Genomic DNA, 25,545 nt, shown 5'->3' on the forward strand with positions numbered 1-25,545 from the left:
TATCCGGGTCAGTTCGATCATCCTGAGGTCGTGAAAACCATCGAGCAGGCCTTTGAGAGGTGCAAGGCCATCGGCATGCCCATTGGGCTCATGGATCTCAATGTAGAAGCCGCGAAGCGCTGGATCGAATTGGGATCAAGCTTTACCGCTGTGGCAGTGGATCAAGTTTTGCTCAGCCAGTCCATACTCGCGCTTCGTGCTGAGTTTTGACCCCGCAGAACCAAACGAACTGGATTAGGGAAGAACCAACAGCCAGAAAGATGCGATGATCACGGTCAGTGCAGTCCCGATCAAAACGGACGACGCAATCACCAGCTGCGCGACCCATTTATGATGGTGGGGCAATACACCCGATCAGGTCTGCAAAATGCTGTATTGGCTCAGCAGCAAGCCCAATCAAACTTGCACAAACTAGATCGCAAACTTGCGCCCAAGCAATTGCCGACTTGACAGACTCAACGAGGACAGGCACGTCGGTTTGAGATGGTTCTCGACGTGCCTCGGCACATAGGGATGAAAAGGGAACGCTGTGCGGCGCAACATATGTGCCAATTCAGCGACTGCCCCCGCAACTGTGAACGGTAAGCGCTCTGTCAAACCACTGGCCCCCATTCGGGCTGGGAAGGGATAGACCGATACAAGCCGTAAGTCAGGAGACCTGCCATCGAATGTGTAACTTAACCCGGGCGGGGTGGCTCGGAAGGTAGCTAATATGACTTCTTTTTCGGCCGTAGCCGTTCAAAAATCTGGCTCCTTTTTCGCCCCGCACATGCGCGGAGGGCGACATGGGCAAAACGACGTCTCATAGAATTACAGTTTGTACGAGCTGCAAGCACAAGGGCACGAGCTGTAAGCCGGGCTTTGATCTCATCAAGAAACTACGCAGCGCCATCGAAATGGCAGGTGATGCGATTCCCGAGGATTTTGAAATCTCTGGGGTCGCCTGCATGGCAGGGTGCGACCGGCCCTGCACCGTGGCGTACTATGGTTCGCAAAAGGCGACCTACCTGTTCGGCGATATTGACCCGGACACCGACATTCAGGACCTGGTCGAATTCGCTCAGCAATACGCCTATCTCCACGACGGCTGGTGTTCTTCGGTCGATCGTCCCGGCAAGCTGCGCAAGTCGACGCTCGCGCGGGTACCTTCGAGCATGATCGCGCTGGAACCGACAGAGGAGTTTGCGCATTGAGCCACGCGAAACTCACAGTCGAGAACCTCAGCTGGCGCCCCTCGCGAAAAGCGCCTTTTATTCTGCATCCCACCAGTTTTACGCTGGACTGCGGGCGTATCCTTGGTGTCGTTGGCGCAAATGGCGCGGGTAAATCCACGCTGCTTCGGTCCTTGTATCGCTATCAGGCCCCAACGACGGGCACGATCAAAGTCGACGACCAAGACATCTGGGCGATCGCGCCAAGGTCCGCGGCCCGCATTGTTGCGGCGGTCTTGCAGGAACAACCCAACGACTTTGCTCTGACCGTCCGAGACATCGTGACCCTTGGTCGCCTCCCCCATCGTTTGGGATTTTCCTCGCCGGGCCAGACTTGTGCGCAGATCATCGAAAGGGTTCTTGAACAGGCAGACCTGTCAGAGCTCGCAGATCGACAGCTTGGCACGCTGTCAGGCGGAGAACGCCAGCGCGTCATGATGGCCCGCGCCCTCGCGCAAGAGCCGCGTCTGTTGGTTTTGGACGAGCCCACGAACCACCTCGACATCCAACACCAGCTCGAGCTTTTGCAGCTGGTGAAAGATATGGATGTGACGGTCGTCGTCTCTTTGCACGACCTCAATGTAGCCGCAGCCTATTGCGATGATATTTTGGTGATGGAACACGGCCACACAATCGCATTCGGACCTCCTGAAGAGGTTCTGACAGAAACTCTGGTCTCTGGCGCATTCAGCGTGACTGCTCAGCTTGAAAAGCTAAGCAAAAGCCAGAACAACCACTTCTCTTTCCAATTAAATTCTTGAAAGGTTCCCCAATGAAACTCCTCCCTCTCGCTATGGGGCTGTCTTGTGTTGCGTCAGTGACGCTTGCTGAGACCACGGTGCAAAGCTGTGACCGCGAGGTAACTTTTGACGGCGTGCCACAGGCCGCGATCTCTAACGACGTCAACCTGACTGAAATGATGCTGGTGCTGGGACTGGCGGACAAAATGGTTGGCTACACAGGCATTTCCGGCTGGAAAACCCTGGACGAAGAGATGCGCGCGGGCGTTGAGGAACTGCCTGAGCTTTCGGCCAAATACCCAACCAAGGAAGTGCTGATCGGCGCGGATGCGGATTTCTTTTTTGCGGGCTGGAACTATGGCATGAAGGTCGGCGGCGAAGTCACGCCAGAGACCCTCGCGCCCTTTGGCATCGACGTCTATGAGCTGACCGAAAGCTGCATTCACATCAGTGAAAAAGGCAAAGCCAGCATGGATGATATGTACAATGACATCCTGAACCTCGGCACGATCTTTGACGTCAAAGACAAGGCCGAGGCCTTGGTTGACGGCTACAAGGCCGAGCTGGCCGAGTTCACCGGTTCTCTGGAAACCGCAGACGAGCCGCTGCGCGTGTTCGTTTATGACTCTGGCGAAGACACCCCGTTCACCGCAGGTCTTTACGCGATGCCAACCGCTCTGATCGAAGCAGCAGGCGGCACCAACATCATGAACGACTTTGAAAAAAGCTGGGGCACCGTCACTTGGGAAGCCGTGGTCGAGCGCAACCCAGAGGTCGTTGTGATCGTGAACTACGGCAATGTGACCGCCGAAGAAAAGCGTGCCTTCATGATGAACAACCCTGCTTTCGCAGATCTGGACGCCGTGAAAAACGACCGTTTCGTGACACTGGAATATGTTGAAGCGACCCCAGGTCCACGCAACATCAACGCGGTCAAGAAACTGGCCGACGGGTTCTGGAGCAACTGATGGTCCGCACCGAAGCCAGCAAAACCCGCCCGTTTAAATGGGCAGGCTCTTTGTCTCGCAACATTGTGCTTGCGGCGATTTTGCTGCTGGCTTCGGTCACCGTAGCCGTCAGCGTGGGCGCAGTTCCAGTGCCAGCGAGCACTGTCTGGGGGGTGGTGCTGAACAAGCTTTCCCCCGACTTGATTGAAACCAGCTGGTCTAAGGGCCGAACTGCGATTGTTTGGGACATCCGCTTCCCGCGCGCGTTGCTGGCCTTGATGGTTGGCGCTGGATTAGCCGCCGTGGGGGCGTCACTGCAAGCGGTGACACGCAACCCTCTGGCCGATCCGCATCTGCTGGGAATCTCATCTGGTGGCGCTTTTGGAGCGATCCTTGCATTACTGCACACGGGGCTTTTCCTTGGCCTTCTGACCGTGCCTCTGTTGGCCTTCGCAGGCGCATTGGTGGCAACCCTTTTGGTGCTTGCGGTGTCCAGCTTTGCTTCGGCCACAAGCGCCGACCGCCTCGTTCTGACGGGTGTTGCGATTTCCTTCATCATTATGGCCTGCGCCAATATTCTGATTTTTCTGGGCGATCCGCGCGCCACCCACACGGTCGTCTTTTGGATGCTCGGAGGCTTAGGCCTCGCGCAATGGTCCCACCTGATCTATCCGCTGATCATTCTGCTCCCCTGTCTGGGTTGGCTCTATGTCAGATCCGCTGACCTGAACGCGATGACCATTGGCGACGAAACAGCCGCCACTCTTGGCCTAAACGTCGTACGGTTCCGCCTGTCAGTCTTTGTAATTGGCGCGCTGATCACCGGGGTCATGGTGGCCTTTTCCGGTATGATCGGCTTCGTCGGCTTGATGATGCCCCATATCGCGCGGCTTTTGGTCGGTGGCGACTATCAGAAACTCATCCCCGTTTCAGCTTTGCTCGGAGCCGTTTTCGTGCTGTGGGCCGACATCGCCGCCCGCACGATCATGGCACCCGAGGACATGCCCATCGGCATCGTAACAGGCCTTATTGGCGGGTGTTTCTTTGTCTGGTTGCTGAGCAGACGCTAGGTGCAATCAGATCGCTGGCCCGCGATGGATTTCAGATATAGCCTAGACCCAGCGTAGCAGTTGCAAAGGGCCAGCACATGACGATCCCGCCATTTTCCACTCGGACTATGAACCTGGCCCATTTCCCCGAGCAACAGGCCCGTCGGCTTAAAGACCAGCCAGCGGTCATCTGGGGTGACAAGGTCTGGGATTGGGCCGCCTTTGATGCGCGCGTTAAGGCCATGGCCGCTGTTTTCGCAGATCATGGCGTCTCTAAAGGCGACCGGGTTCTGGTGCAGTCGCGCAATTGCAACCAGATGATCGAAAGCATGTATGCCTGCTTTCGCCTGGGTGCGGCATGGGTGCCCGCGAATTTTCGCGGCGCGCCCGATGATCTGGCGTGGATGGCCGAGCTTTCAGGGGCCAAGCTCCTTTTGTGCGACGCAGCCTTCCCCGAGCACGCGAAGGTCAAGGGCCCTGAAAAGATCATCGCAATCGGTGACGCCGATTTCGCGCCGAGCATTGACACCCTGATGGGCGAGGTCACATCTACGCCACCTCTGGCCGTGGTTGACCGCGACGATCTAGCTTGGCTGTTTTTCACATCCGGCACGTCTGGCCGACCCAAAGCCGCGATGCTTACTCAAGGGCAGTTGGGGTTCGTGATCAACAATCACCTCTGCGATCTGGTTCCCGGTGCTACAAAGGCGGACGCCTCGTTGGTGGTCGCGCCTTTGTCACATGGCGCGGGCATGCATCATCTGATGATCGCGGCCAAAGGCGCGCCGACGATCCTCCCCACCTCGCCACAGCTTGACACCGAGGAAATCTGGCGTCTGGTGGAGACATATGGCGTCACCAATATGTTCACAGTGCCCACCATACTCAAGCGTATGGTCGAGGCGCCCGAGGTCTCGCAGTTTGACCACAGCACGCTCAAGCACGTGATCTATGCCGGCGCGCCCATGTATCGGGCCGATCAGATCCGCGCGCTCGAAACTCTGGGGCCTGTGATCGTCCAATACTTCGGCCTCGGAGAGGTCACGGGCGCGATCACTGTCTTTCCAACCGAAGACCACAGCGCCACCGATCACAGCCGCGACGGCACCTGCGGCTATCCCCGCACCGGCATGCAGGTCGAGATCCAAGCCGAGGACGGCACCCCCTGCGCACCGAATGTCACCGGTGAAATCTGCGTCACCGGCCCTGCGGTCTTTGCGGGCTATTGGCAAAACCCGAAAGCCAATGCCGAGAGTTTCCGCAATGGCATGTTCCGCACCGGCGACCTTGGGCATATGGACCCCGACGGCTATGTCTATATCACCGGGCGGGCGTCAGACATGTATATCTCGGGCGGCTCCAACATCTATCCGCGCGAGATCGAAGAGAAGTTGTTGACCCATCCGTCAGTCTCCGAGGTGGCCATCTTTGGCATTCCTGATGACACCTGGGGAGAGATCGGCGTCGCGGTCGTGGCGTTGGAAATTGACGAAAATGTTCAAGCAGCCGAACTGGAGGCCTTTCTTAAGGACAAAATCGCGTCCTACAAGATGCCCCGTCAGTTCCATATCTGGGACGAGATCCCGAAGTCAGGCTACGGGAAAATGGCCAAACGTCTCGTGCGCGCGGAACTGGAACGGCGTCAATCAGGGGGCTTAGCCTGATGCGAACGATTAAACATCCGGGGCCGATCGCAGTTGAACGTCAACAGGTCGTGGCCTGCGAAGGCCGTCCCATCGCTGTGACACTTGCGGCGGGTATCCCACTGGAAACCGCAGTCGCCGAAGCCTTGAAAGATCAAGGGGTCGACAGTGCCTGGCTCACTCTTTCCGGGGCTCCGTTTGAGAGTCTGAACTACGTGATCCCCGACCACGCGCCGGACGACAAGCATGTGGCGTGGTACTCCAAAACCCACAGCCTTGAGAACGGCCTGATCACGCGTCTTGGCATTATCGTTGGGCAGCACAAAGGTCAGAGCTTTCTGCACGGCCACGGGCTATGGGGCGATGCGACAGTCGAGGACGCCTTCGGCCATATCCTCGCGCCCAACAGCGTTTTGTCTGAACCCGTTGTGGCAAAGGGCATCGGCTTGATCGGGGCTCAATTTGATCGACAACCCGATCCTGAGACGAACTTTGATCTGTTCACGGTAAAGAACTTGGATGCGCGAGACCAAGGCTATGCCGCGCTAAAATTGACGCCGAACCAGGACGTCACAATCGCGTTGGAAGCTGCGGTGCAAGACCTCGGTTGGGGCGCTGCCGAGTTTGTGGGATTGGGCAGCCTGATCGGAGCCGTGTTTGAGGACGGTTCTGTTTTGGACAGCCACGCCACCGAATTTCTGTTCACAGACGCGCGCGTTGGAGCTGATGCCCCCACGCCAGAAATCGTCATCGTAGGGATTGACGGCAGCGAGATCATGAGCGGCCGTCTCGCGCGAGGCGAAAACGCAATTTTAGTGACTGCTGAACTGGTTTTGCGACGCACCAGCTAAAGCGCGGAAACCAAGTCCGACATTGCAGATCGATAGCGCGAAAGGATTGCCTCTCGACGCACATGTAAACCGTCTTTCACCATATGTCGGCCCGCTGACCAGCAATCGGTGACAAGGTCATTGCCTCCCGCAAAACAAAACCCGTCCAGGAATTGATCTGGCCTTAGGGCGCAAAGAGACGGACGGTTTTGATCAAGCGCAACGAGATCCGCCCAAAGCCCGACTTTGATCTCTCCGGACGCGCGGCCAAGGGCCTGTGCGCCGCCCTTCGCAGCACCTAAATACAAAGCCTGTCCAACAGAGCCGGCCCTTTTGATCATAAGGTTGCGCTGCATGTCCCGCAGCCGTTGCGAATATTCCAGCGTTCGCAATTCTTCGGCCACAGAGATCCGCACGTTTGAATCCGAGCCCACGCCAAAAGCACCGCCGTGTTCGAGAAATTTGGGTCCGCTAAATGCTCCGTCTCCGAGGTTGGCTTCGGTGATCGGGCACAGACCCGCGACCGCGCCACTTTGGGCAAGCGCGGCGGTTTCAGCATCGCTCATATGCGTTGCATGAACGAGGCACCACCGCGTGTCGACCTCCACGTGATCAAGCAGCCATTCCACGGGGCGCGCACCTAGCTTGGCCTGCACCTCGTCGACTTCTCGTGTTTGTTCAGCAATATGGATGTGGACGGGGCCGCTGGGTGTGGCCTCAAGAACCTGTGTCAAATCGCCCGGAGAGGTTGCCCGCAAGGAATGAGGCGCGATGCCGAGATTGGAATCTTCCGGCAAATGACCCATCTGGGATACGCAGGCCTCGTGCAGTTTGAGAAAGCCCTCGACGTCGTTGGCAAATCGCAGTTGACCACCTGACAAGGGCTCTTGATTGACCCCGCCGTGGGTGTAGAGCACCGGCAAATGCGTCAGGCCAATGCCTGTGTCACTGGCCGCTGAAAACACACGCGCACTGAGTTCGGCCAGGTCGTCATAGGGCGCGCCACCCAGTTGCTGATGCACATAGTGGAATTCTCCGACCGAAGCGAATCCGGCCTCTTGCATCTCCATAAAGGCCAAGGCGGCGATGGCTTCGTAGTGGTCTGGCGTCAGGTGGTTCAGGAAGCGATACATGAGGTCGCGCCACGTCCAGAAACTCTCTTTGCCCGCCGCGCGCACTTCGGTCATTCCGGCCATGGCACGCTGGAACGTATGGCTGTGCAGGTTTGCGAGCGCAGGCAGTAGGATGTCGACGCGGTGGTCTTGAGAGGCGGGCTGCACACCGAGATTGATGGATGCGATTTTACCGTCGGCACTGGTCACCAGCGCGTCAGAAACCCAATTGTGCCCCATCAACATATGTCGGGCGTGAATACGCATCCCCTCAGCCCAAAATCGCAGGAAGCCGAAGACCGTTGACCCTTGCGCAGTCTTTCGCGGCCTCATATCCCGCATCCGCGTGACGCCAAACGCCAGAGGCCGGGTCATTCCACAAGACCCGCTTCAGACGCTCCGCTGCTTCATCAGAGCCATCCGCGCAGATCACGACACCTGCGTGTTGGCTGAACCCCATGCCAACGCCTCCGCCATGATGCAAGGAAACCCATGTCGCCCCTGACGCCGTGTTCACAAGTGCGTTCAGAAGCGGCCAGTCTGAAACCGCATCAGATCCGTCCATCATTGCCTCGGTCTCGCGGTTTGGCGACGCGACAGAGCCTGAATCCAAATGGTCGCGCCCAATCACAACCGGAGCCTTCAGTTCTCCGGTCTTGACCATCTCGTTGAAGGCCAGACCCAAGCGGTGGCGATCCCCTAGACCCACCCAGCAGATCCGTGCAGGTAGGCCCTGAAACGCGATGCGCTCGCGCGCCATATCGAGCCAATTGTGCAGATGGGTGTTGTCGGGCAGCAGCTCTTTGACCTTCTGGTCGGTCTTGTAAATATCCTCTGGATCACCGGACAAAGCGGCCCAACGAAACGGGCCAATACCTTTGCAAAAGAGCGGGCGGATATAGGCGGGCACAAAGCCCGGGAAGGCGAAAGCGTTCTTAAGCCCTTCTTCCAAAGCCACCTGGCGAATGTTGTTGCCGTAGTCGAGCGTCGGCACCCCATCGTTCCAGAAATCCACCATGGCCGCGACGTGCACTTTCATCGAGGCGCGGGCCGCGGCCTCGACCTCTTTCGGGGCGGTCTCTGCCTTGGCGCGCCATTCGGCGACGCTCCAGCCTTGCGGCAAATATCCATTCAGCGGGTCATGCGCCGAGGTCTGATCCGTCACGATATCCGGGCGAATGCCGCGCCTGTAGATCTCGGGGAAGACGTCAGCCGCGTTGCCAATAAGGCCAACGGATTTGGCCTCTCCTGCCTTTGTCCATTGCTCGATCATCGCAAGGGCGTCGTCCAGATTATGGGTAATCTCATCGACGTAGCGTGTACGCTTGCGGAACTCGGCGGATTTTTCGTCGCATTCCACGGCCAGACAGCAGGCCCCCGCCATGACGGCTGCCAAGGGTTGCGCGCCGCCCATACCCCCAAGACCGCCTGTCAGGATCCAGCGCCCTTTGAGGTCGCCGCCATAGTGCTGCCGGCCTGCCTCAATAAAGGTTTCATAAGTGCCCTGAACGATGCCCTGCGAGCCGATATAGATCCACGATCCCGCGGTCATCTGGCCATACATCGCGAGGCCCTTCTTATCGAGCGCGTTGAAGTGATCCCAATTTGCCCAATGCGGCACGAGGTTAGAATTCGCGATCAAGACCCGTGGTGCATCTTTGTGGGTCTTGATGATTGCGATGGGTTTGCCGGATTGCACGATCAGAGTCTCATCGGCCTCAAGATCCTTGAGGCTGTCGACGATCAGATCGAAATCCTTCCATGTCCGCGCCGCGCGGCCGATACCACCATAAACCACCAACTCATGCGGGTTCTCGGCTACATCCGGATGCAGGTTGTTCATCAACATCCGCAACGGCGCTTCCGTGAGCCAGCTTTTGGCATTGAGCTCGGTGCCTATCGGAGGAAAGACATCGCGGCTGTTCTTGCGAGGATCGCTCATTGGGTCACTCCTTTGCCAATGCGCCCGACAGGGCGAGGTCGTTTAGGGTTTCAAGCATGTGCTGCAGCACCGGGCGAACTTGATCCGCGCGGTCCTTGGCATAGGCCCAAGGTGCCGCCTCATGCATGTAGGCTCGCTGTGCGAGCTCCATTTGGATGGCATGGGTTCCGGCGTCAGGCCGCCCATAGTGGCGCGTGGTCCAGCCGCCTTTGAAGCGGCCGTTCAGAACAGAAGACATGCCCGAGGATTGCGCGGCGTCGTTCACTGCTGCCTCGATCTGAGGGGCACATGTTTCGCCCGAATTGGTTCCGGTGTTGAAGACAGGCAATTCTCCGTCAAACAAGAACGGGATGTTTGAACGGATCGAGTGGCAATCAAACAGGATCGCAACGCCATGCCTGGCCTTTGCGGTGTTCAAAGCATCCGACAAAGCCTTATGATACGGCGCGTGATAGGTCATACGGCGGGTTTCGATCTCGTCCTCAGACGGCTCTTGCCCGTGCTTCCAGATGGGCCGCCCATCGAAATCGGTCAAAGGCACCAGCGTCGTCGTGTTTTGGCCCGGATAGAGCGACAGGCCGTCAGGATCCCGATTGGCGTCGATCACATAGCGGTGAACATTGGATTTAACCACACTCGCCGACGGCAAAAGCCCTTCATAGAGTCTGGTTATATGCCAGTCCGTATCCGACAAAGCCGCGCCATTCTGGTTTAGCCGCACGGCAATTTCAGGCGGCACATGGGTTCCCCCATGCGGTTGGCCCATCACGATCGGACCATCGCCAGAGATGACATCAAATACCTGCATCACCCAAGCTCCGGCATGTCAGAGCCCATAGCAGCAATGATCGCACCCGACGCGACAAGCTCTTTCGCTCGACTGAGATCGGGCGCCATATAGCGGTCATCTGTCAGGGGCGAAATGTCTTCTCGCAGGCGGGCGACGGCGTTCTGCAAAGGCACGCTCGTGACCAAAGGCGCGCGGAACTCGACACCTTGGGCGGCACACAATAGCTCGACACCCAGAATGTGGTTCAGGTTTTCGCACATCTGCCCCAACCGCCGCGCCCCATGCGCGGCCATCGAGACGTGGTCTTCTTGGTTGGCCGAGGTCGGCGTGCTGTCGGTCACGCAGGGGTTGGCGAGATGTTTGTTTTCGCTCATCAAGGCGGCGGTGGTGACTTCGGCAATCATCAGGCCTGAGTTCAATCCGGGCTCAGGCGTCACGAACGGAGGCAGGTCAAAGCTGAGGGTAGGATCGACCATCAAGGCAATGCGCCGCTGGGCGATGGCCCCGATTTCTGACAGGGCCAAGGCGATCATATCGGCGGCGAAACCCACCGGTTCCGCATGAAAATTTCCACCGGACACGATCAACCCTGCTTCGGTCAAAACCAAAGGATTGTCCGTCGCGGCATTTGCTTCGATTTCAAGAGTCACGGCGGCTTGGCGCAAGACATCCATCGCAGCGCCTGTGACCTGCGGCTGACAGCGAATGCAGTAGGGATCCTGCACGCGGCTGTCGCCTTCACGGTGGCTCTCGCGGATCTCCGAACCCTCAAGGATCGCACGCATCGCACTGGCCGCCTCGATCTGGCCGCGATGACCACGCAAGGAATGAATCTCTGGCTGCAGCGGCGCGGTGGAGCCCATGATCGCGTCAGTCGACAACGCCGAAATCGCCAAAGCATTCCGTGCCGCGCGCCATGCCTCAAACAGGCCCGCCAAGGCGTAGGCTGTCGAAAACTGTGTGCCGTTGATGAAGGCCAGCCCTTCTTTGGGGCCTAGCTCAATGGCCGTGAGACCCGCTTTGGCCAAAGCTTTTTGTCCGGGGAGTGTTTCGCCCTGAAAATCCGCCTCGCCTTCGCCGATCAAAACCGCCGTCATATGAGACAAAGGCGCGAGGTCGCCTGAGGCTCCGACGGATCCCTGGGCGGGCACGATGGGGGTCACGCCGAGAGCCAACATATCCTGCAAAAGCTGAACGAGGTCCCATCGCACACCGGACGCGCCACGCCCAAAACTAAGCAGCTTGAGCGTCATCATCAGCCGGACCAATTCGGCGGGCATCGCCTCGCCGACGCCGCAACAATGGCTCAGGATCAGGTTGCGCTGCAGCTTGGCTGTGTCTTTGGCTTCGATCTTAAGGCTCGCGAGTTTTCCAAAGCCGGTATTTACGCCATAGACGGGCACATCCCCATCTGCAGCCTCCGCAATCCGCGCCGCCGCACGACCAACTGTATCGCGGCACCCTTCGTCAAGCTGTGCGACCGCCTCTTGACGATAGACGGCTTCCAATTGGGCCAAGCTCACTTGCCCGGGTACGAGCGTTATGCGCTGCACAGCTCACCTCCGAAAATACGTGTGTGTAAGGGGTTGAACCCGATGCGATAGGCAAGTTCAGACGGGTGGCTGACGTCCCAAATCGCAAGATCCGCACGCAGCCCTTGGGCAACGACACCCCGGTCCGCCAGACCCAAAGCCCGCGCCGCATTGCGCGTGACGCCGGCAAGAGACTCCTCTGGAGTCAATCGGAACAGCGTGCTCGCCATATTCATCGTCAGCAAGAGTGAGGTCAGCGGAGACGAACCCGGATTGCAATCCGTCGCCAGCGCAATCGGCACATTATGTTGGCGCAACAGATCGATGGGCGGCTTTTGCGTTTCGCGCAGCGTGTAAAATGCCCCCGGCAGGACCACCCCAATCGTGCCCGCGTCTGCCATCGCGATCACACCGTCTTCGTCGAGATATTCGATGTGGTCCGCGGACAAAGCACCGTAGGACGCGGCGAGTTTTGCGCCTCCGAGGTTGCTGAGCTGTTCTGCATGTAGTTTGACGGGCAAGCCAAGCGCTTTTGCCGCGTCAAAGACTCGCGCGATGTGATGGGGCTGGAACGCGATACCCTCGCAGAAACCGTCGACCGCATCGACCAAACCTTCTGCATGGGCGTCATCGAGCGCGGGAAGAACAACTTCGTCGATATAGGCATCCTCTCGGCCCTTATACTCCGGGGGAGTCGCATGCGCGCCGAGGTATGTTGTTTGAACATCAATCTGGCGCAGGATCGCGATCTGGCGTGCGGCCCGCAGCATCCGCAGCTCAGTTTCCAGATCCAGCCCATAGCCGGATTTGATCTCGATGGTAGAGACCCCCTCGGCGATCATCGCATCCACGCGCGGCAAAGCGTCTTGCACGAGTTCATCGAGCGACGCAGCACGGGTCGCTTTGACTGTCGAGACAATGCCGCCCCCTGCCCGCGCGACCTCTTCATAGGTCGCGCCTTGCAAACGCATTTCGAATTCCCGCGCACGATTGCCGCCGTAAACGACATGCGTGTGGCAATCGATCAAAGCAGGCGTGATCAGGCGGCCTTTTAAGTCGTGCTTTTCATATCCCTCAAAGGCTGTAGGCACATCGCTCGCAGCCCCAACCCACGCGATCAAACCATCCGCAACGGCAACGGCCCCATCAGGCAAAAGACCATAGGGCGCATCCCCATCCATGGTTGCGACCGGACCTCCAGCAAAGATTTTCCGTGACGACATGAACCCTCTTTCATCATCTATGTATTAGGTATGCTTTTTATATTTTTATGTCTATACATAAAAGCAGGCCTTCGCGCTTCTTATTTTGGGTTATGTCCACTATTAATGCGATTAACCCTCGGCAAATCAGGCACCAGACATGGCGACCCAACGCGACAATATGAGCTACAAAGACATCAAGCGCGTTGTGTTGGACCGCATCCAAAAGCGGATTTGGGCCCCTGACAGCCTTTTGCCCAGCGAAATTGAGCTGGCTGATGAGTTTTCCAGCACCCGCACGACAGTGAACCGCGCCTTGCGCGAACTGGCCGAAGAAGGGTTTCTGGAAAGAAAACGCAAAGCGGGCACACGCGTCCTGAACGCGCCCTTGCGCAAGGCTCAGTTCACCATTCCTCAAGTGGGCGACGAAATCGTCGAGGCAGGCCGGACCTATCGCTATTCATTGGTGAAACGAGAGGTCATCGACATTCCAAGCTGGTTGTCGGCGACGCTAGCCACGGGATCTGCGCAATCTGTTCTCTATCTGGAATGCATGCATTTTGCCGACAATACGCCGTTTCAATTCGAAGTACGTTGGATTGTCGTCGACAGCGCCCCCTCCGCTTTAGACACAGATTTCACCCAAATCGGCCCGGGCGCTTGGCTTGCGCAGGAGTTGCCCTTCACGGATCTTGAAGTCTCGTTCAGCGCCTCCAAGGCCGACAAGCATATCGCGGAATTTCTGGACGCGCGCGACGGCGACCCAATCTTTACCACGCAGCGCACCACCTGGCTGCGTGCGCAGCCGGTGACTCACGCGCGGCTTTACTTTGCCCCCGGCTACAAAATGACCACGCGCCTATGAGCGCAGCATCTGCGCAAAGGCCTTCATCGAATCCTTGGGTGTGCGTTTCAGCGTGTCAAAATCCACGTGCACAAGGCCGAAACATTTTTTATAACCTAGCGCCCATTCGTAGTTGTCGAGCAACGACCACGCGACGTATCCCGCGACTGGAACACCCTCTGAGATCGCTTGCTTGACCGCACCAAGGTGCTGGTTGAAATAGTCGATCCGAGCCTGATCCGGCACCACCCCATCCACGCAGACATCCGAATTGGCCATACCGTTCTCGGTGACGAAAAGCGGCAGGTCTCCGGTATATTCATCAGCCGTACGCTTCAGGAATTTGTAGAGACCTTCTGGATAGATTTCCCACTCCATTTGCGTTTTGGGCAAGGGGCCTTCGACCTCGTCGTGATGCGGCCAGGGGCCGTCATTTGGCGCGAGAAGTTTGCGGGTGTAGTAGTTGATACCGCACCAATCCAATGGCTGGGAAATCGTATCGAAATCATCCTGCCACCCAACCGGGAGGTAGCGCTCGAGCTCGGCTAACACATTCTCGGGATAAGCTTTTTTGAATACACCACCCAAGAAGAACCGATTGTAATACCCGTCATAAAGCGCTGCTGCTTCGGCGGCTTCGGCACTGTCATCTGCGGGATCTGCCCACTCGAGATTGAAAACACCTCCAAGGTTTTTCATACCCAAAGTGCGCATGGCCTGGATCGCTGTGCCATGAGAAAGCAACACATGGTGCATCGCCCGCGCGGCCGCGCGAATGTCTCGACGTCCCGGTGCATGGTGACCCAGGAAATGGCTTAACCAGCTGACACACCAAGGTTCGTTGACCGGCGCGACTGAATACATGCGATCCCCGATGCGACCCATGATGATCTCGGTGAAATCTGCGAACCATTTGGCGATGTCACCATTCGTCCAACCGCCTTTGTCCGCTAGGGCTGACGGCAGCTCCCAATGGTAAAGCGTGGCCATCGGCTTCAACCTGCGTTCAAGCAGGGCATCCGTTAGGCGATCATAGTAATCCAACCCTTCCTGATTGACCGTTCCCGTCCCCTCCGGCAGCACCCGCGCCCAGCTTGTGGAAAAACGATAGGCATCGAAGCCTGCGTCCTGCAGCAAGTCAAAGTCTTGTTCATAGAGGTGATAATGGTCACAGGCGCGCGCGCCATCCTCGGCCCGCACGACATTGCCGGGTGCCTTGGCGAAGGTGTCCCAATGGGTTTCGCCAGCACCGCCAAATTGGTGACCTTCGATTTGATACGCAGAGGTGGCCGCTCCGAACAGAAACCCGTTCGGAAAATCGCGTCGTGTGAATTTCATGTTTAGTCTCCGGTTGGGGCCGGTCCTGTGGACCTGCCAACAACAAGTTCAGCTTCTAGAAGTATTTGCTCTGGAACCACTGATGGCTCCTCGATCCGCCGCAATAGCATTTCGGCCAGCACCCGCCCCGCTTGATGCACGGACGATCGGGTCGCGGTGAAGATCGGAACATCTTGCCCGTTACGCAGATAGGACAGCTCATCGTCATGGGTGATGACCGAGACATCCTTGCCAATCGTCAGCCCCGCTTCTTCGATTGCGCGCCGCACGCCAATTGCAGAAATCATCGAGGCCGCGAGGATAGCAGTCGGGGGATCGGACAAGGCCAGCATGTCGCGTGTTTCGTGGTGACCATAAACCTCAGTCATCTCGGCGCTGCGCATCAATGCCGGGTCAGGCGTGACACCACGCTCAGCCAGCGCCTCAAGGTATCCAGCGCGGCGACGTTGCGCGAAGTCCATGTCTTCGAGACCGTTGATCAAAGCGATGCGGCGATGCCCAAGATCCAGAAGAAACTCTGTTGCCCGCTTAAAGGAGCGGCGGTTGTTCACATCGACCCAACTATAGTCCTGCCCAGCGCCCGAGGACCGTCCATGCACCACAAAGGGCAACCCAAGCCGCGTCAAAACCTCGATCCGCGCGTCGTTTACTTTTGGGCCCTGCACGATAACGCCATCGACCGTCCCTTTGCGCTTGAGATCTGTGTAGGCGCGTTCTTCGTCCCCATCGGTGACATGCGAAAACAGCATGTCGTAGCCTTCCTCACCATAGACGCCTGCAGCACCCGCTACGAAATCCCCAAAGATCGGGTTGACCATTTCGTGCTGCGTCGAGGCAGGAATAACGTGACCAATGGTCATTGACCGGCCAGTCGCCAAGCTCGTCGCCCGCCGGTTCGGACTGTAGTTATGCTTGCGCGCCGCAGCCTCAACCCGCTCGCGCGTTTCCGCGTTCACCTCAGGATAGCCGTTCAGCGCGCGGCTGACGGTTGTTTGGGACAATCCCAAGATCTCTGAGAGCTCTTTCAGGTTCATACTGCGTCCAAAGCGGTTTCAAATTTCCTAAGGCGTACGATTCGTCTCAAAGGTTTACATCGGATTTCGCGAACCACGCAAGAAAGTTAATTTTGTCCATATATAAAAGGGGATTATTTAGAGTCTGAAATTTCCTTGTTGACATCCGGGCTGTCGTTAGCGCTATAAAAATGCCATTCAAAGCGCTTTGAAAGCCTTTGAAATCGAATTACGAGTTAGCGCGAGAGCGCATTTTGGGAGGAAAACCATGAAATCTGCACTTTACGCAGGCTCAGCGGCTATTGCCCTGTCGGCCGGTGCTGCTTCTGCCGGTGGCCATTTGGCATTTCCGGTGGGCGAAGGCCCCTTCAGCTGGGACAGCTACACAACCTATTCCGATGGCGCTCCGGACCTGTCCGGTCAGTCCGTCACCATCTCTGGCCCATGGCTGGCCCCAGAGGATGGCTTCTTTGACAACATGATCGCTTACTTCGAAGCAGCGACCGGTGCAGACGTAACCTACGTCGGCTCTGACAGCTTTGAACAGCAGATCGTTATTGACGCCGAAGCAGGCGCAGCCCCCAACATCGCAGTCTTCCCGCAGCCGGGTCTCGCAGCAGACCTTGCAGCGCGTGGCCTTCTGAGCCCACTGCCTGCAGGCATGGGCGACTGGGTTGCGAACAACTACGGCGCAGGGTCTTCCTGGGTTGATCTGGGCACCTATGCCGACGCAAACGGCGCGGATCAGCTGTTCGGCTTCTTCTACAACGTGAACGTAAAGTCTTTGGTCTGGTACAACCCAGAAAACTTCGAAGACGCGGGCTATGACATCCCGACCTCGATGGAAGAGCTGCGTGCTCTTACCGATCAGATTGTCGCCGAGGGTGAGACCCCATGGTGCATCGGTCTGGGTTCCGGCGCAGCGACCGGCTGGCCAGCGACCGACTGGGTCGAAGACATCATGCTGCGCACCCAGCCAGCAGACGTCTATGACGCATGGACCAGCAACGAAATGGCCTTCAACGACCCACGCGTCGTTGCTGCGATCGAAGAGTTTGGTTGGTTTGCACGTGACGACGCGAAAGTGTCTGGCGGTGCGGGCGCAGTTGCCTCCACCGACTTCCGCGACAGCCCTAAGGGTCTCTTCTCTTCGCCTCCACAGTGCTACATGCACCGTCAGGCGTCCTTCGTTCCAGCATTCTTCCCAGAAGATGTTGAGTTCGGCGTAGATGCGGACTTCTTCTACTTCCCATCTTACGCGAGCAAAGACCTCGGCAACCCAGTTCTGGGCGGTGGTACTCTGATGGCGATCACCAACGCCTCTGACGCAACCACCGAGTTCATGAACTTCCTGCAGCTGCCAATCGCACATGAGATCATGATGGCACAGACCGGCTTCCTGACACCACATAAAGGCGTCAATCTGCAAGCCTATCTGAACGACACGCTGCGCAAGCAGGGTCAGATCCTGATCGACGCGACCACCTTCCGCTTCGACGGCTCTGACCTGATGCCAGGCGGCGTAGGTGCAGGCACCTTCTGGACCGGTATGGTCGACTACACTGGTGGCAAGGACGCTCAGACCGTTGCGGATGAGATCCAAGCTTCCTGGGATGCTCTGAAGTAAGATCTTCCTCCTGCTCTAGGGGCGGCATGACTTAACCGCCGCCCCTAGGCTATCCTTCTCCTTAACAATTTCTCAACGGTACGAGGGCCCCATGCATCCAGCGCTTCAAGGCGTGATGACCATCGCAATTGGTGTGATTGGCTGCGTCGGATATTTCTACTTTTCAAACCTGTTTCTGGATAAGGTGCTCTACCCTGCCAAGGGTCCCAACGCTGGTCGCAACATCAACCGCGCCAACCAGATCCGCCCTTGGCTGTTCCTGTTTCCAGCCTTTTTCGCCCTGTCGCTCTATCTGGCCTATCCGGTGTTTGAGACCCTGCGCCTGTCGCTGACCGAACGCCTTCCTGGCAATCGTTATGAGTTCGTGGGACTTGAGAATTACACAAAAATGTTCGCGGAACCCAAGTTCTGGGAAAGCATGCGCAACAATATGCTCTGGCTTTTTGTGGTGCCTGCGGCCTCGACCGGTTTTGGTTTGCTGGCCGCGCAGCTGACGGACCGCATTTCCTGGGGCAATATCGCGAAATCGCTGATCTTTATGCCCATGGCGATCTCTTTGGTCGGCGCCTCGGTGATCTGGAAACTGGTTTATGACGCGCGCCCCGAAGGCACCGAGCAGATCGGCATCCTAAACGCGCTCTATATTTTCTTTAGCGGCGGAGAGCCGCAGACTTGGCTAACCGTTCCCTTCTGGAACAACTTCTTCCTGATGATCGTCCTGATCTGGATCCAAACGGGCTTTGCCATGGTGATCCTGTCGGCCGCTTTACGTGGCATTCCCGAAGAAACCGTCGAGGCCGCGATTGTAGACGGCGCGAACCCGTTCCAGATCTTTTTCAAAATCAAAGTGCCTCAGATCCGCAATACGATCCTTGTGGTCTGGACGACGATCACGATCGCCGTGCTCAAGGTCTTTGACATCGTCTTTGCCATGACCAACGGCCAATGGGAAACGCAGGTCTTGGCCAATTACATGTTCGACAAACTGTTCCGTGCCAATGACTGGGGCATGGGGTCGGCCGCCGCGATGGTCATCATGCTGCTCGTGACGCCGATCCTTGTCTGGAACGTGCGCAACGCGCGCCGAGAAATGCGCTGAGGGAGGGCGGATCTATGGACAATATCGCAGGCCAAAAATCGACGCTCACCTGGGTCGTACATATATCAGTCGCGGCCCTTGTGGTGCTCTGGATGTTCCCGACGGTTGGGCTGTTCGTGTCATCCTTCCGCACGACGGATCAGATTTCGACCGGCGGCTGGTGGAAGGCGCTGTTCCCGGCTGAGCAGAACCTGACGATCCGGGCGGCTGCGCCTGACACTCAGGTCAATATCGATGGCATGTTCGTGATCGAAGGCACGCTTTTCGAAGAAGGCTTTGACGCATCGGTGTCCAGCTGGGGCATTAGTTCCCGAGACATCAACGCCTTTGTTCCCGGCGAGGCCGCAGAGTTGCGGCGTGGCGGCACGATCACTGTAGATGCGGCTGGCAACTACCGGATGGAAAACACTGAGGAGTTCTCGGGCTCTCGCGGTCAACGCGTCTTTGTAACCGCGACCACACCACCAGAGTTCACCTTGGACAACTATAACAAGATCCTCTTCAGCGGGTCGCCTTCGGAGAACATGGGAACTGCTTTTGTCAGCACACTCACGGTGACAATCCCCGCGACCATCATCCCGATCTTGATCGCAGCTTTTGCGGCCTATGCATTGGCGTGGATGGAATTTCCGGGGCGACCGCTGTTGATCGCGTTCGTCGTGGGACTCTTGGTGGTGCCGCTGCAACTGGCGCTGATCCCTCTGTTGAAACTGCACCTCGGCATTGGCATCGGCAAAGGCTACCTTGGCGTCTGGCTTGCGCACACCGGGTTCGGCCTGCCGCTCGCGATCTATCTTTTGCGCAATTATATGGTCGGCCTACCCCGTGACATTATCGAGAACGCGCGCGTAGACGGAGCGACGGACTTCCAGATCTTCACCAAGATCATCCTGCCACTGAGCTTCCCGGCGCTGGCCTCTTTCGCGATCTTCCAGTTCCTCTGGACGTGGAATGACCTCTTGGTTGCCAAGGTTTTCCTGATCGACGCCACCGGCCAGACCACCGTGATGACGAACCGCATCGTCGAGATGCTGGGCACACGCGGCGGCAACTGGGAGATCCTCGCCACCGCAGGCTTTGTGTCCATGGCGGTGCCCCTTCTTGTTTTCTTTGCAATGCAGAAATACCTGGTCCGCGGTTTGCTGGCCGGGTCCGTGAAATAGGACAACTTAAATGACTCAGGCCGCAGAACTCGCACCTGTTAAATCCACATCAAACGCCGATTGGTGGCGCGGCGGGGTGATCTATCAGATCTATCCGCGCAGCTTCCAGGACAGCAACGGCGACGGCATCGGAGACCTTAAGGGCATCACCAGCCGTCTTGACTACATCGAGTCCCTTGGGGTCGATGCGATCTGGATCTCGCCATTCTTCAAGTCTCCGATGAAGGACTTTGGATATGACGTCAGCGATTATCGCGACGTGGACCCGATGTTTGGCACGCTGGCGGATTTCGACGAGCTGCTCGACAAGGCGCATGCCCGCGGCATTCGCATTATGATCGATCTTGTGTTGTCGCACACCTCGGATCAACACGTCTGGTTCGGTGAAAGCCGCAAGTCGCGCGACAATCCGAAATCTGACTGGTTCGTCTGGGCCGATCCCAATGAGGACGGCACGCCGCCCAACAACTGGCTGTCGATCTTTGGCGGCTCGGCTTGGCAATGGGATACACGTCGCGAGCAGTACTATCTGCACAACTTCCTCGCCTCTCAGCCGGATCTGAACTTCCACTGTGTCGACGTGCAGGACGCACTGTTGGATGTCGCGCGGTTCTGGCTGGATCGCGGCGTGGATGGGTTCCGCCTGGACACGATCAACTTCTATTTCCACGACAAGGAACTGCGCAGCAATCCCGCCCTGCCGCGCGAGGCCCGCAATGCCTCGATCGCGCCGATGGTGAACCCCTATAACCATCAGGATCACCTCTATTCCAAAAGCCAGCCCGAGAACCTTGCGTTCCTGGAGCGCCTTCGCGCGCTATGTGACGAATACGAGGGCCGTGCTTGCCTTGGCGAGGTCGGTGACGCCCAGCGCGGGCTGGAGATCATGGGCCAATACACCGACGGCGATAAGCGCATGCATATGTGCTATGCCTTCGAGTTCCTCGAGTCCAAACCCGCAACAGCAGATTTCGTCAAAGACGTGATGGACAAACTGAACGCGGTGGCAAGCAACGCTTGGGCCTGCTGGGCGTTTTCCAACCACGACGTGAAACGACACGCATCGCGCTGGAACCTGTCGGAAGAGGCCGCCAAGACCTATGCTACGCTGATGATGTGCCTGCGCGGATCAGCCTGCCTTTACCAAGGCGAAGAGCTTGGCCTGCAGGAGGCCGACGTACCGTTTGAGGCCCTACAAGATCCCTATGGCATTGAATTCTGGCCAGAATTCAAAGGACGCGATGGGTGCCGCACGCCGATGGTCTGGCAGGCACAGGACGAATTTGCGGGCTTTGGTTCCAGCAAACCCTGGTTGCCGGTCAGTGAAATGCAGGCCGCCATGGCCGCGGATCGACAGCAGGATGACCCGGGGTCGATGCTGAACCACTACCGCCGCGCGATTGCACTGCGCCAATCAAACCCGGCCCTTTCGACCGGCGATCAACTGGATCTTGCGGCCGAAAACCGCGTTCTGAGCTTCACCCGCAAGGGTGAGACGCAGACCATCTTCTGCGCCTTTAACCTGTCTGAAGCGCCCTCAGAGGTGAGCATGCCAGCCGGCGCATGGACCTCGATTGGCAGCACTGTCGGCGCCGTTGCGCCAAGCTCCACCCTCACCCTTGCCCCCTGGCAATGCGTGATCGCGACAAAACAAGGATAGACCCATGGCTGACCTGAAACTGACCGATGTCGAAAAGACCTATGGCGGCAGCGTCAATGTCCTCAACAACATCAATCTGGACATCAAAACCGGAGAATTGATCGTTTTTGTGGGCCCATCCGGCTGCGGCAAATCCACCTTGCTGCGCATGATTGCGGGGCTGGAAAAGATCACCGGCGGCGTACTGGAAATCAACGGCGAAGAGATGAACGACATCCCGCCCGCCCAGCGCGGCATTGCAATGGTGTTTCAAAGCTATGCGCTCTATCCGCATATGACCGTGCGCGAGAATATGTCCTTTGCTCTGAAAATCGCGAAGAAGAGCAAAGCCGAAATTGATGAGGCCGTAACCCGCGCGGCCAAAATCCTGCAGTTAGACGAATATTTGGATCGCCTGCCCAAGGCGCTTTCTGGTGGTCAGCGTCAGCGGGTCGCGATTGGCCGTTCGATTGTGCGGGACCCTAAGGTCTATCTGTTTGACGAACCGCTCTCCAACCTCGACGCGGCTCTTCGGGTGGCGACGCGGATCGAGATCGCGCGTCTGAAAGAGGCGATGCCCGACAGCACCATGATCTATGTGACCCACGATCAGGTCGAAGCCATGACTCTGGCCAGCCGCATCGTCGTTCTGGCCAACAAGGGCATCGCGCAGGTGGGCACGCCGCTTGAGCTTTACGAGACTCCGCAAAACGAATTTGTGGCACAATTCATTGGCTCGCCTGCAATGAACCTTTTTGCAGGTGAAATCGTTGAGACTGGCGCGCAGACGAAAATCGCGCTGAAGAATGGCGGCAGCGCTGTATGCAATCTGGCAACCACGGACGGCGACAAGGGCCGGACTGTCAATCTGGGTGTCCGTCCTGAGGACCTGACCCTCACAGACGGGGACGCGGTTCTTTCAGGCGACGTGAGCTACACCGAAGCACTCGGCGAAGTCACCTTGATCTATATCGACAAGGCAGAGGGCCAAGACCCTTACATTGCCAAGCTACCGGGTATCCACAAAAACCTGCGTGGCACGTCGGTGCGGCTGACGGCAGATCCCTCCAAAATGCACGTCTTTGACGCCACAACTGGCCTGCGCATGTAGGTCACAAACCTTTTGCGAGCGGGGTGTTTCTCGAATTATAGTTTCGAGAAACCCGAAGGAACGTGCCCATGCCCGCTCACCGCAAGGATCTCAGCCTCAAATGGCTCGAGCTATTCCAGATCTGCGCGCGCAAAGGGTCTTTGCAGGACACGGCGGCGGAAACGGGCCTGTCGATCAGCACGGTGTCTCATCACCTTAAAAGCCTCGAGGATCACCTCGGCATTGCGCTGTTTGATCACAGCCGCAGACCGATGGTCCTGACGCCCAAAGGGCATGTTTTTCTGCGCAACATCGATGATGCCTTGCTCGCAATCCGCAAGGCGCAGGCCGAGGCCTCGTCGGGTAACCTCATCGAAGCACGGTATCTGCGGATCGGGAGCATCGAGGATTTCGACAGCGACATCACCCCGGCGCTGGCTGTGCATCTGGCGCGTCTAATGCCCGAATGCGATTTCCTCTATCACACCGCCTCAAGTCGCGACGTTCTTGCCAAGTTGCGAGACCGAAAGCTGGACATGGGGATCACAGTCAGCCCGCCGGAACGGCTGCGCGATCTGGAAGAGAAACCTCTGCTGCGCGATCCTTTCGCCGTGGTCTTGCCCGCCAAAGGCGCGCCGAGCGTGGATGCGATCTTTGCAGGCACTGGCGATCTTCCGTTTCTGCAATTCACCAGCGATCTCATCATCGCGCAGCAGATCGAGGCCCAACTGGCGCGGCTGGGCATTACTATCCCAAGGAATTTCGCCTGCGACAGCAACCAAACGCTGATGGCAATGGTCGCCGCAGGCGCGGGCTGGACGATCACGACACCGCTTTTGTTTGCGCGAGCGCGTCGGTTTCAGCCGGATTTGGTGCTACATCCATTTCCGGGCAAAAGCTTTGGTCGTCGGTTGTCTTTGGTTTGGACGCCGGATTGCGCACGGTCAGTTTTGCGCCAAATCGACACATTCCTGCGCGCGCGCATTGAAGCAGATCTCGTTTCCTCGATGCATGCGCAGGCTCCGTGGCTCAAAGGTCAATTTGGCTTGATTGACTAGGCCGAAAGAATGTTAAACCGCGCCCTTATTTCTGCGTCTTGCTCGGGCGTCAGATAGGCTGGGTGATGCTCCGCGAGGATGGTTTTCGCCTTCTCCCGCGCCCGCGTCCAAGCATCCACAGATCCCGCGTCCGTCCATGCTTTGGGGTCATTCCGGTCCGCCAGATCGGGATAGAAATAGTCCCGTTCCATGGCCTCAAGCGTTTGCTGACCTCCAAGAAAATGTCCTTCGCCCAGAACCGCCTCGCAGATGGCGTCGAACCCAAGACTGTCTTCGCTGACCTCAATTCCTCGCAGGGCACGGTAGGTGTTTGAATGCATCTCGTCATCCAGAACGAAGCCCTCAAAGCTTGCGCCCAAAAGCGACGACGTCATGCCTGAGCTTTCATAGATCAGGTTCCCCCCAGCCAAGGCCGCTGCCATCGACGTCAGACCCTTTTCAGCGCCATATTGTGCATCGATCGCCTTGGCGTCGGTCATTGAACTGGCCACGCCCGACGGCAACCCCAACCAGTTCGACAGTTGCGCTGAGGCCGCGTTGAGAACGGCAGTCTCCCCGCTCCCTCCGGCAAAAGCTCCGGTCCGCAGGTCGATGACGAAGGGCCAATTGGAGAAGATCATCGGAAAACCCGGCTGAATGGCGTGGACCATCACGAGGCTGGCGAGAGTTTCCGCCAGCGATTGCGCCAAAAAGCCCGCCAAAGGTGCGGGGGCCGTTGCACCTGCCTGCGCGGCAGTGATGCAGGACATCGGCACGTTGTGTTTGATGCATTCATAGACCACGTCCACCGCGTCCTCACCGTAGCGCATCGGTGAAATAATCGGGCTGATGTGGGCTTTGACAAAGGGGCGCTTGGCGAATTCACCCGGGCCTCCGGCGGCGATGTCAAACATCTCGACGATGGGGGCGACATGTTCGGCCAATGTGAACGCGGTCGCGGTGGGCTTTGTGGTGTTCTTGATCAGCGCATAGGCCGTGTTGATGTCCAGATCATAGATATCCTCGACATCGGTCGCGATGCAGCAGCGCGTGAACCAACTGACATTGGCAAGCGTATCCTGAAGCCGCGTGAAATCATGCAGGTCCTGCAAGGTCGAAGGCCGATAGGCCTGCGTGTCGATATCAAGGGCCTGAACCGCGGCACCGCCTGTCCCGAAGTAGACCTTGTTGCCCCCAACTTCGACAGATCGCGCCGGATCGCGGCCATGCAGGACAAAGGTCTTGGCGGCTTGATCAATCGCAGCCTCAACGAGCGCAGGAGGAAAGAGTACCCGCCCGTTGCTGGCCTCCTCAGCACCGACTGCCAGCAGATCTTTGCGCAAACGATCGGGCACCTCACCCAACCCCAGCTTCGCCAAAAGCGCGAGCGTCGTGTCAAAAATCTGCGAAAGCTCGCCTTCGGTGAGCGGCTTATATGCGCCGCCGATCTGACCTGGAGGACAGGGATCGATCACGGGCTTCGCCGCCCGTTGCGCAAGGCGCGATTTGCGACCGCCTCTTTTGCTGCGTTGTGTGTCCATGGGCCTCACTGCTTTTGACCCGTTTAGTGAAAGCCGCATGCGGGTGTTTCGCAATCAGAAGTGCATTGGTGCGAAATATTCGAAATAGAATTTCTAAATTCTCAAACATCATCGGTTTCCGTTGATCATGCGGGATTTCTGGCAAACCTGAAGGCT

At 57.8% G+C, this 25,545-nt stretch carries 21 protein-coding genes, 1 pseudogene and 1 riboswitch; of the genes and pseudogenes, 14 read left to right on the forward strand and 8 right to left on the reverse strand.

Annotated features, from left to right (window positions below; genetic code table 11):
* The 7 genes and pseudogenes from WG622_RS14960 to WG622_RS14990 form a co-directional block, all read left to right on the forward strand.
* Nucleotides 1-210, forward strand: a pseudogene (locus WG622_RS14960) (4-hydroxy-2-oxo-heptane-1,7-dioate aldolase); the annotation flags it as partial.
* A 257-nt stretch (nucleotides 211-467) separates the two neighbouring features.
* Nucleotides 468-680: riboswitch (cobalamin riboswitch) on the forward strand.
* 105 nt (nucleotides 681-785) lie between these two features.
* Nucleotides 786-1,193, forward strand: a complete 408-nt coding sequence (locus WG622_RS14965; protein WP_209357504.1) for a DUF1636 family protein — start codon at nucleotides 786-788, stop codon at nucleotides 1,191-1,193.
* Complete coding sequence (locus WG622_RS14970) at nucleotides 1,190-1,972, forward strand: ABC transporter ATP-binding protein (RefSeq protein WP_339404321.1); 783 nt, start codon at nucleotides 1,190-1,192, stop codon at nucleotides 1,970-1,972. The genes WG622_RS14965 and WG622_RS14970 overlap by 4 nt, the downstream gene beginning before the upstream one ends.
* An 11-nt stretch (nucleotides 1,973-1,983) precedes the next feature.
* Nucleotides 1,984-2,919: an ABC transporter substrate-binding protein gene (locus tag WG622_RS14975; protein WP_339404322.1), complete on the forward strand. Its 936-nt coding sequence runs from the start codon at nucleotides 1,984-1,986 to the stop codon at nucleotides 2,917-2,919.
* Nucleotides 2,919-3,968 carry a FecCD family ABC transporter permease gene (locus WG622_RS14980; RefSeq protein ID WP_339404323.1) on the forward strand — a complete coding sequence of 350 codons (1,050 nt, stop codon included), beginning with the start codon at nucleotides 2,919-2,921 and terminating at the stop codon, nucleotides 3,966-3,968. Before WG622_RS14975 ends, WG622_RS14980 begins: the two co-directional genes overlap by 1 nt.
* A 77-nt stretch (nucleotides 3,969-4,045) precedes the next feature.
* Nucleotides 4,046-5,611 (forward strand): acyl-CoA synthetase, encoded by a 1,566-nt coding sequence (locus tag WG622_RS14985; RefSeq protein WP_339404324.1) that lies wholly within the window; start codon nucleotides 4,046-4,048, stop codon nucleotides 5,609-5,611.
* On the forward strand, nucleotides 5,611-6,441 hold the full coding sequence (locus WG622_RS14990) for a hypothetical protein (protein ID WP_339404325.1): 831 nt from the start codon (nucleotides 5,611-5,613) through the stop codon (nucleotides 6,439-6,441). Before WG622_RS14985 ends, WG622_RS14990 begins: the two co-directional genes overlap by 1 nt.
* Here WG622_RS14990 and WG622_RS14995 read toward each other — a convergent pair.
* From WG622_RS14995 to hutI, 5 genes are read right to left on the reverse strand one after another with little or no spacing between them, the layout of a single operon-like run.
* The gene (locus WG622_RS14995) at nucleotides 6,438-7,799 is read right to left on the reverse strand and encodes a formimidoylglutamate deiminase (protein WP_339404326.1); all 1,362 of its coding nucleotides are present in this window, start codon (nucleotides 7,797-7,799) and stop codon (nucleotides 6,438-6,440) included. The genes WG622_RS14990 and WG622_RS14995 overlap by 4 nt on opposite strands.
* A gap of 4 nt (nucleotides 7,800-7,803) precedes the next feature.
* Nucleotides 7,804-9,474, reverse strand: a complete 1,671-nt coding sequence (hutU, locus tag WG622_RS15000) for a urocanate hydratase (protein WP_339404327.1) — start codon at nucleotides 9,472-9,474, stop codon at nucleotides 7,804-7,806.
* A gap of 4 nt (nucleotides 9,475-9,478) precedes the next feature.
* On the reverse strand, nucleotides 9,479-10,282 hold the full coding sequence (gene hutG / locus WG622_RS15005) for an N-formylglutamate deformylase (RefSeq protein ID WP_339404328.1): 804 nt from the start codon (nucleotides 10,280-10,282) through the stop codon (nucleotides 9,479-9,481).
* The gene (gene hutH / locus WG622_RS15010; RefSeq protein WP_339404329.1) at nucleotides 10,282-11,817 is read right to left on the reverse strand and encodes a histidine ammonia-lyase; all 1,536 of its coding nucleotides are present in this window, start codon (nucleotides 11,815-11,817) and stop codon (nucleotides 10,282-10,284) included. Before hutH ends, hutG begins: the two co-directional genes overlap by 1 nt.
* The gene (gene hutI / locus WG622_RS15015; RefSeq protein ID WP_339404330.1) at nucleotides 11,805-13,019 is read right to left on the reverse strand and encodes an imidazolonepropionase; all 1,215 of its coding nucleotides are present in this window, start codon (nucleotides 13,017-13,019) and stop codon (nucleotides 11,805-11,807) included. Before hutI ends, hutH begins: the two co-directional genes overlap by 13 nt.
* Nucleotides 13,020-13,158: 139 nt before the next feature.
* On the opposite strand from hutI, the gene hutC reads away from it, so the two are divergent.
* Nucleotides 13,159-13,863, forward strand: coding sequence for a histidine utilization transcriptional repressor HutC (hutC, locus tag WG622_RS15020; RefSeq protein ID WP_339404331.1), 705 nt, complete (start codon nucleotides 13,159-13,161; stop codon nucleotides 13,861-13,863).
* Here the strand turns inward: hutC and WG622_RS15025 are convergent.
* Both WG622_RS15025 and WG622_RS15030 read right to left on the reverse strand, forming a co-directional pair.
* Complete coding sequence (locus tag WG622_RS15025; RefSeq protein WP_339404332.1) at nucleotides 13,858-15,180, reverse strand: GH1 family beta-glucosidase; 1,323 nt, start codon at nucleotides 15,178-15,180, stop codon at nucleotides 13,858-13,860. The genes hutC and WG622_RS15025 overlap by 6 nt on opposite strands.
* 2 nt (nucleotides 15,181-15,182) lie before the next feature.
* Entirely contained in the window at nucleotides 15,183-16,214 is a 1,032-nt protein-coding gene (locus WG622_RS15030) for a LacI family DNA-binding transcriptional regulator (RefSeq protein ID WP_339404334.1), read from the reverse strand.
* Nucleotides 16,215-16,461: 247 nt separating this feature from the next.
* Between WG622_RS15030 and WG622_RS15035 the strand changes: the two genes are divergently transcribed.
* The 6 genes from WG622_RS15035 (at nucleotide 16,462) to WG622_RS15060 (ending at nucleotide 23,869) form a co-directional block, all read left to right on the forward strand.
* Entirely contained in the window at nucleotides 16,462-17,820 is a 1,359-nt protein-coding gene (locus WG622_RS15035) for an ABC transporter substrate-binding protein (RefSeq protein ID WP_339404335.1), read from the forward strand.
* Between the two features lie 91 nt (nucleotides 17,821-17,911).
* Nucleotides 17,912-18,919, forward strand: a complete 1,008-nt coding sequence (locus WG622_RS15040; protein WP_339404336.1) for a carbohydrate ABC transporter permease — start codon at nucleotides 17,912-17,914, stop codon at nucleotides 18,917-18,919.
* A 14-nt stretch (nucleotides 18,920-18,933) separates the two neighbouring features.
* Nucleotides 18,934-20,082, forward strand: a complete 1,149-nt coding sequence (locus tag WG622_RS15045; protein WP_339404337.1) for a carbohydrate ABC transporter permease — start codon at nucleotides 18,934-18,936, stop codon at nucleotides 20,080-20,082.
* 10 nt (nucleotides 20,083-20,092) lie between these two features.
* Nucleotides 20,093-21,742, forward strand: coding sequence for an alpha-glucosidase family protein (locus tag WG622_RS15050; RefSeq protein ID WP_339404338.1), 1,650 nt, complete (start codon nucleotides 20,093-20,095; stop codon nucleotides 21,740-21,742).
* 4 nt (nucleotides 21,743-21,746) lie between these two features.
* Nucleotides 21,747-22,832, forward strand: a complete 1,086-nt coding sequence (locus WG622_RS15055) for an ABC transporter ATP-binding protein (protein WP_339404339.1) — start codon at nucleotides 21,747-21,749, stop codon at nucleotides 22,830-22,832.
* 68 nt (nucleotides 22,833-22,900) lie between these two features.
* The gene (locus WG622_RS15060) at nucleotides 22,901-23,869 is read left to right on the forward strand and encodes a LysR family transcriptional regulator (protein ID WP_339404340.1); all 969 of its coding nucleotides are present in this window, start codon (nucleotides 22,901-22,903) and stop codon (nucleotides 23,867-23,869) included.
* Here the strand turns inward: WG622_RS15060 and WG622_RS15065 are convergent.
* A complete protein-coding gene (locus WG622_RS15065; RefSeq protein ID WP_339404341.1) occupies nucleotides 23,866-25,389 on the reverse strand; it encodes a trimethylamine methyltransferase family protein in 1,524 nt (507 codons plus the stop codon). The genes WG622_RS15060 and WG622_RS15065 overlap by 4 nt on opposite strands.
* Nucleotides 25,390-25,545 lie beyond the last annotated feature (156 nt).

It is taken from the genome of Cognatishimia coralii (assembly GCF_037478305.1).
Lineage (GTDB): Bacteria > Pseudomonadota > Alphaproteobacteria > Rhodobacterales > Rhodobacteraceae > Cognatishimia > Cognatishimia coralii.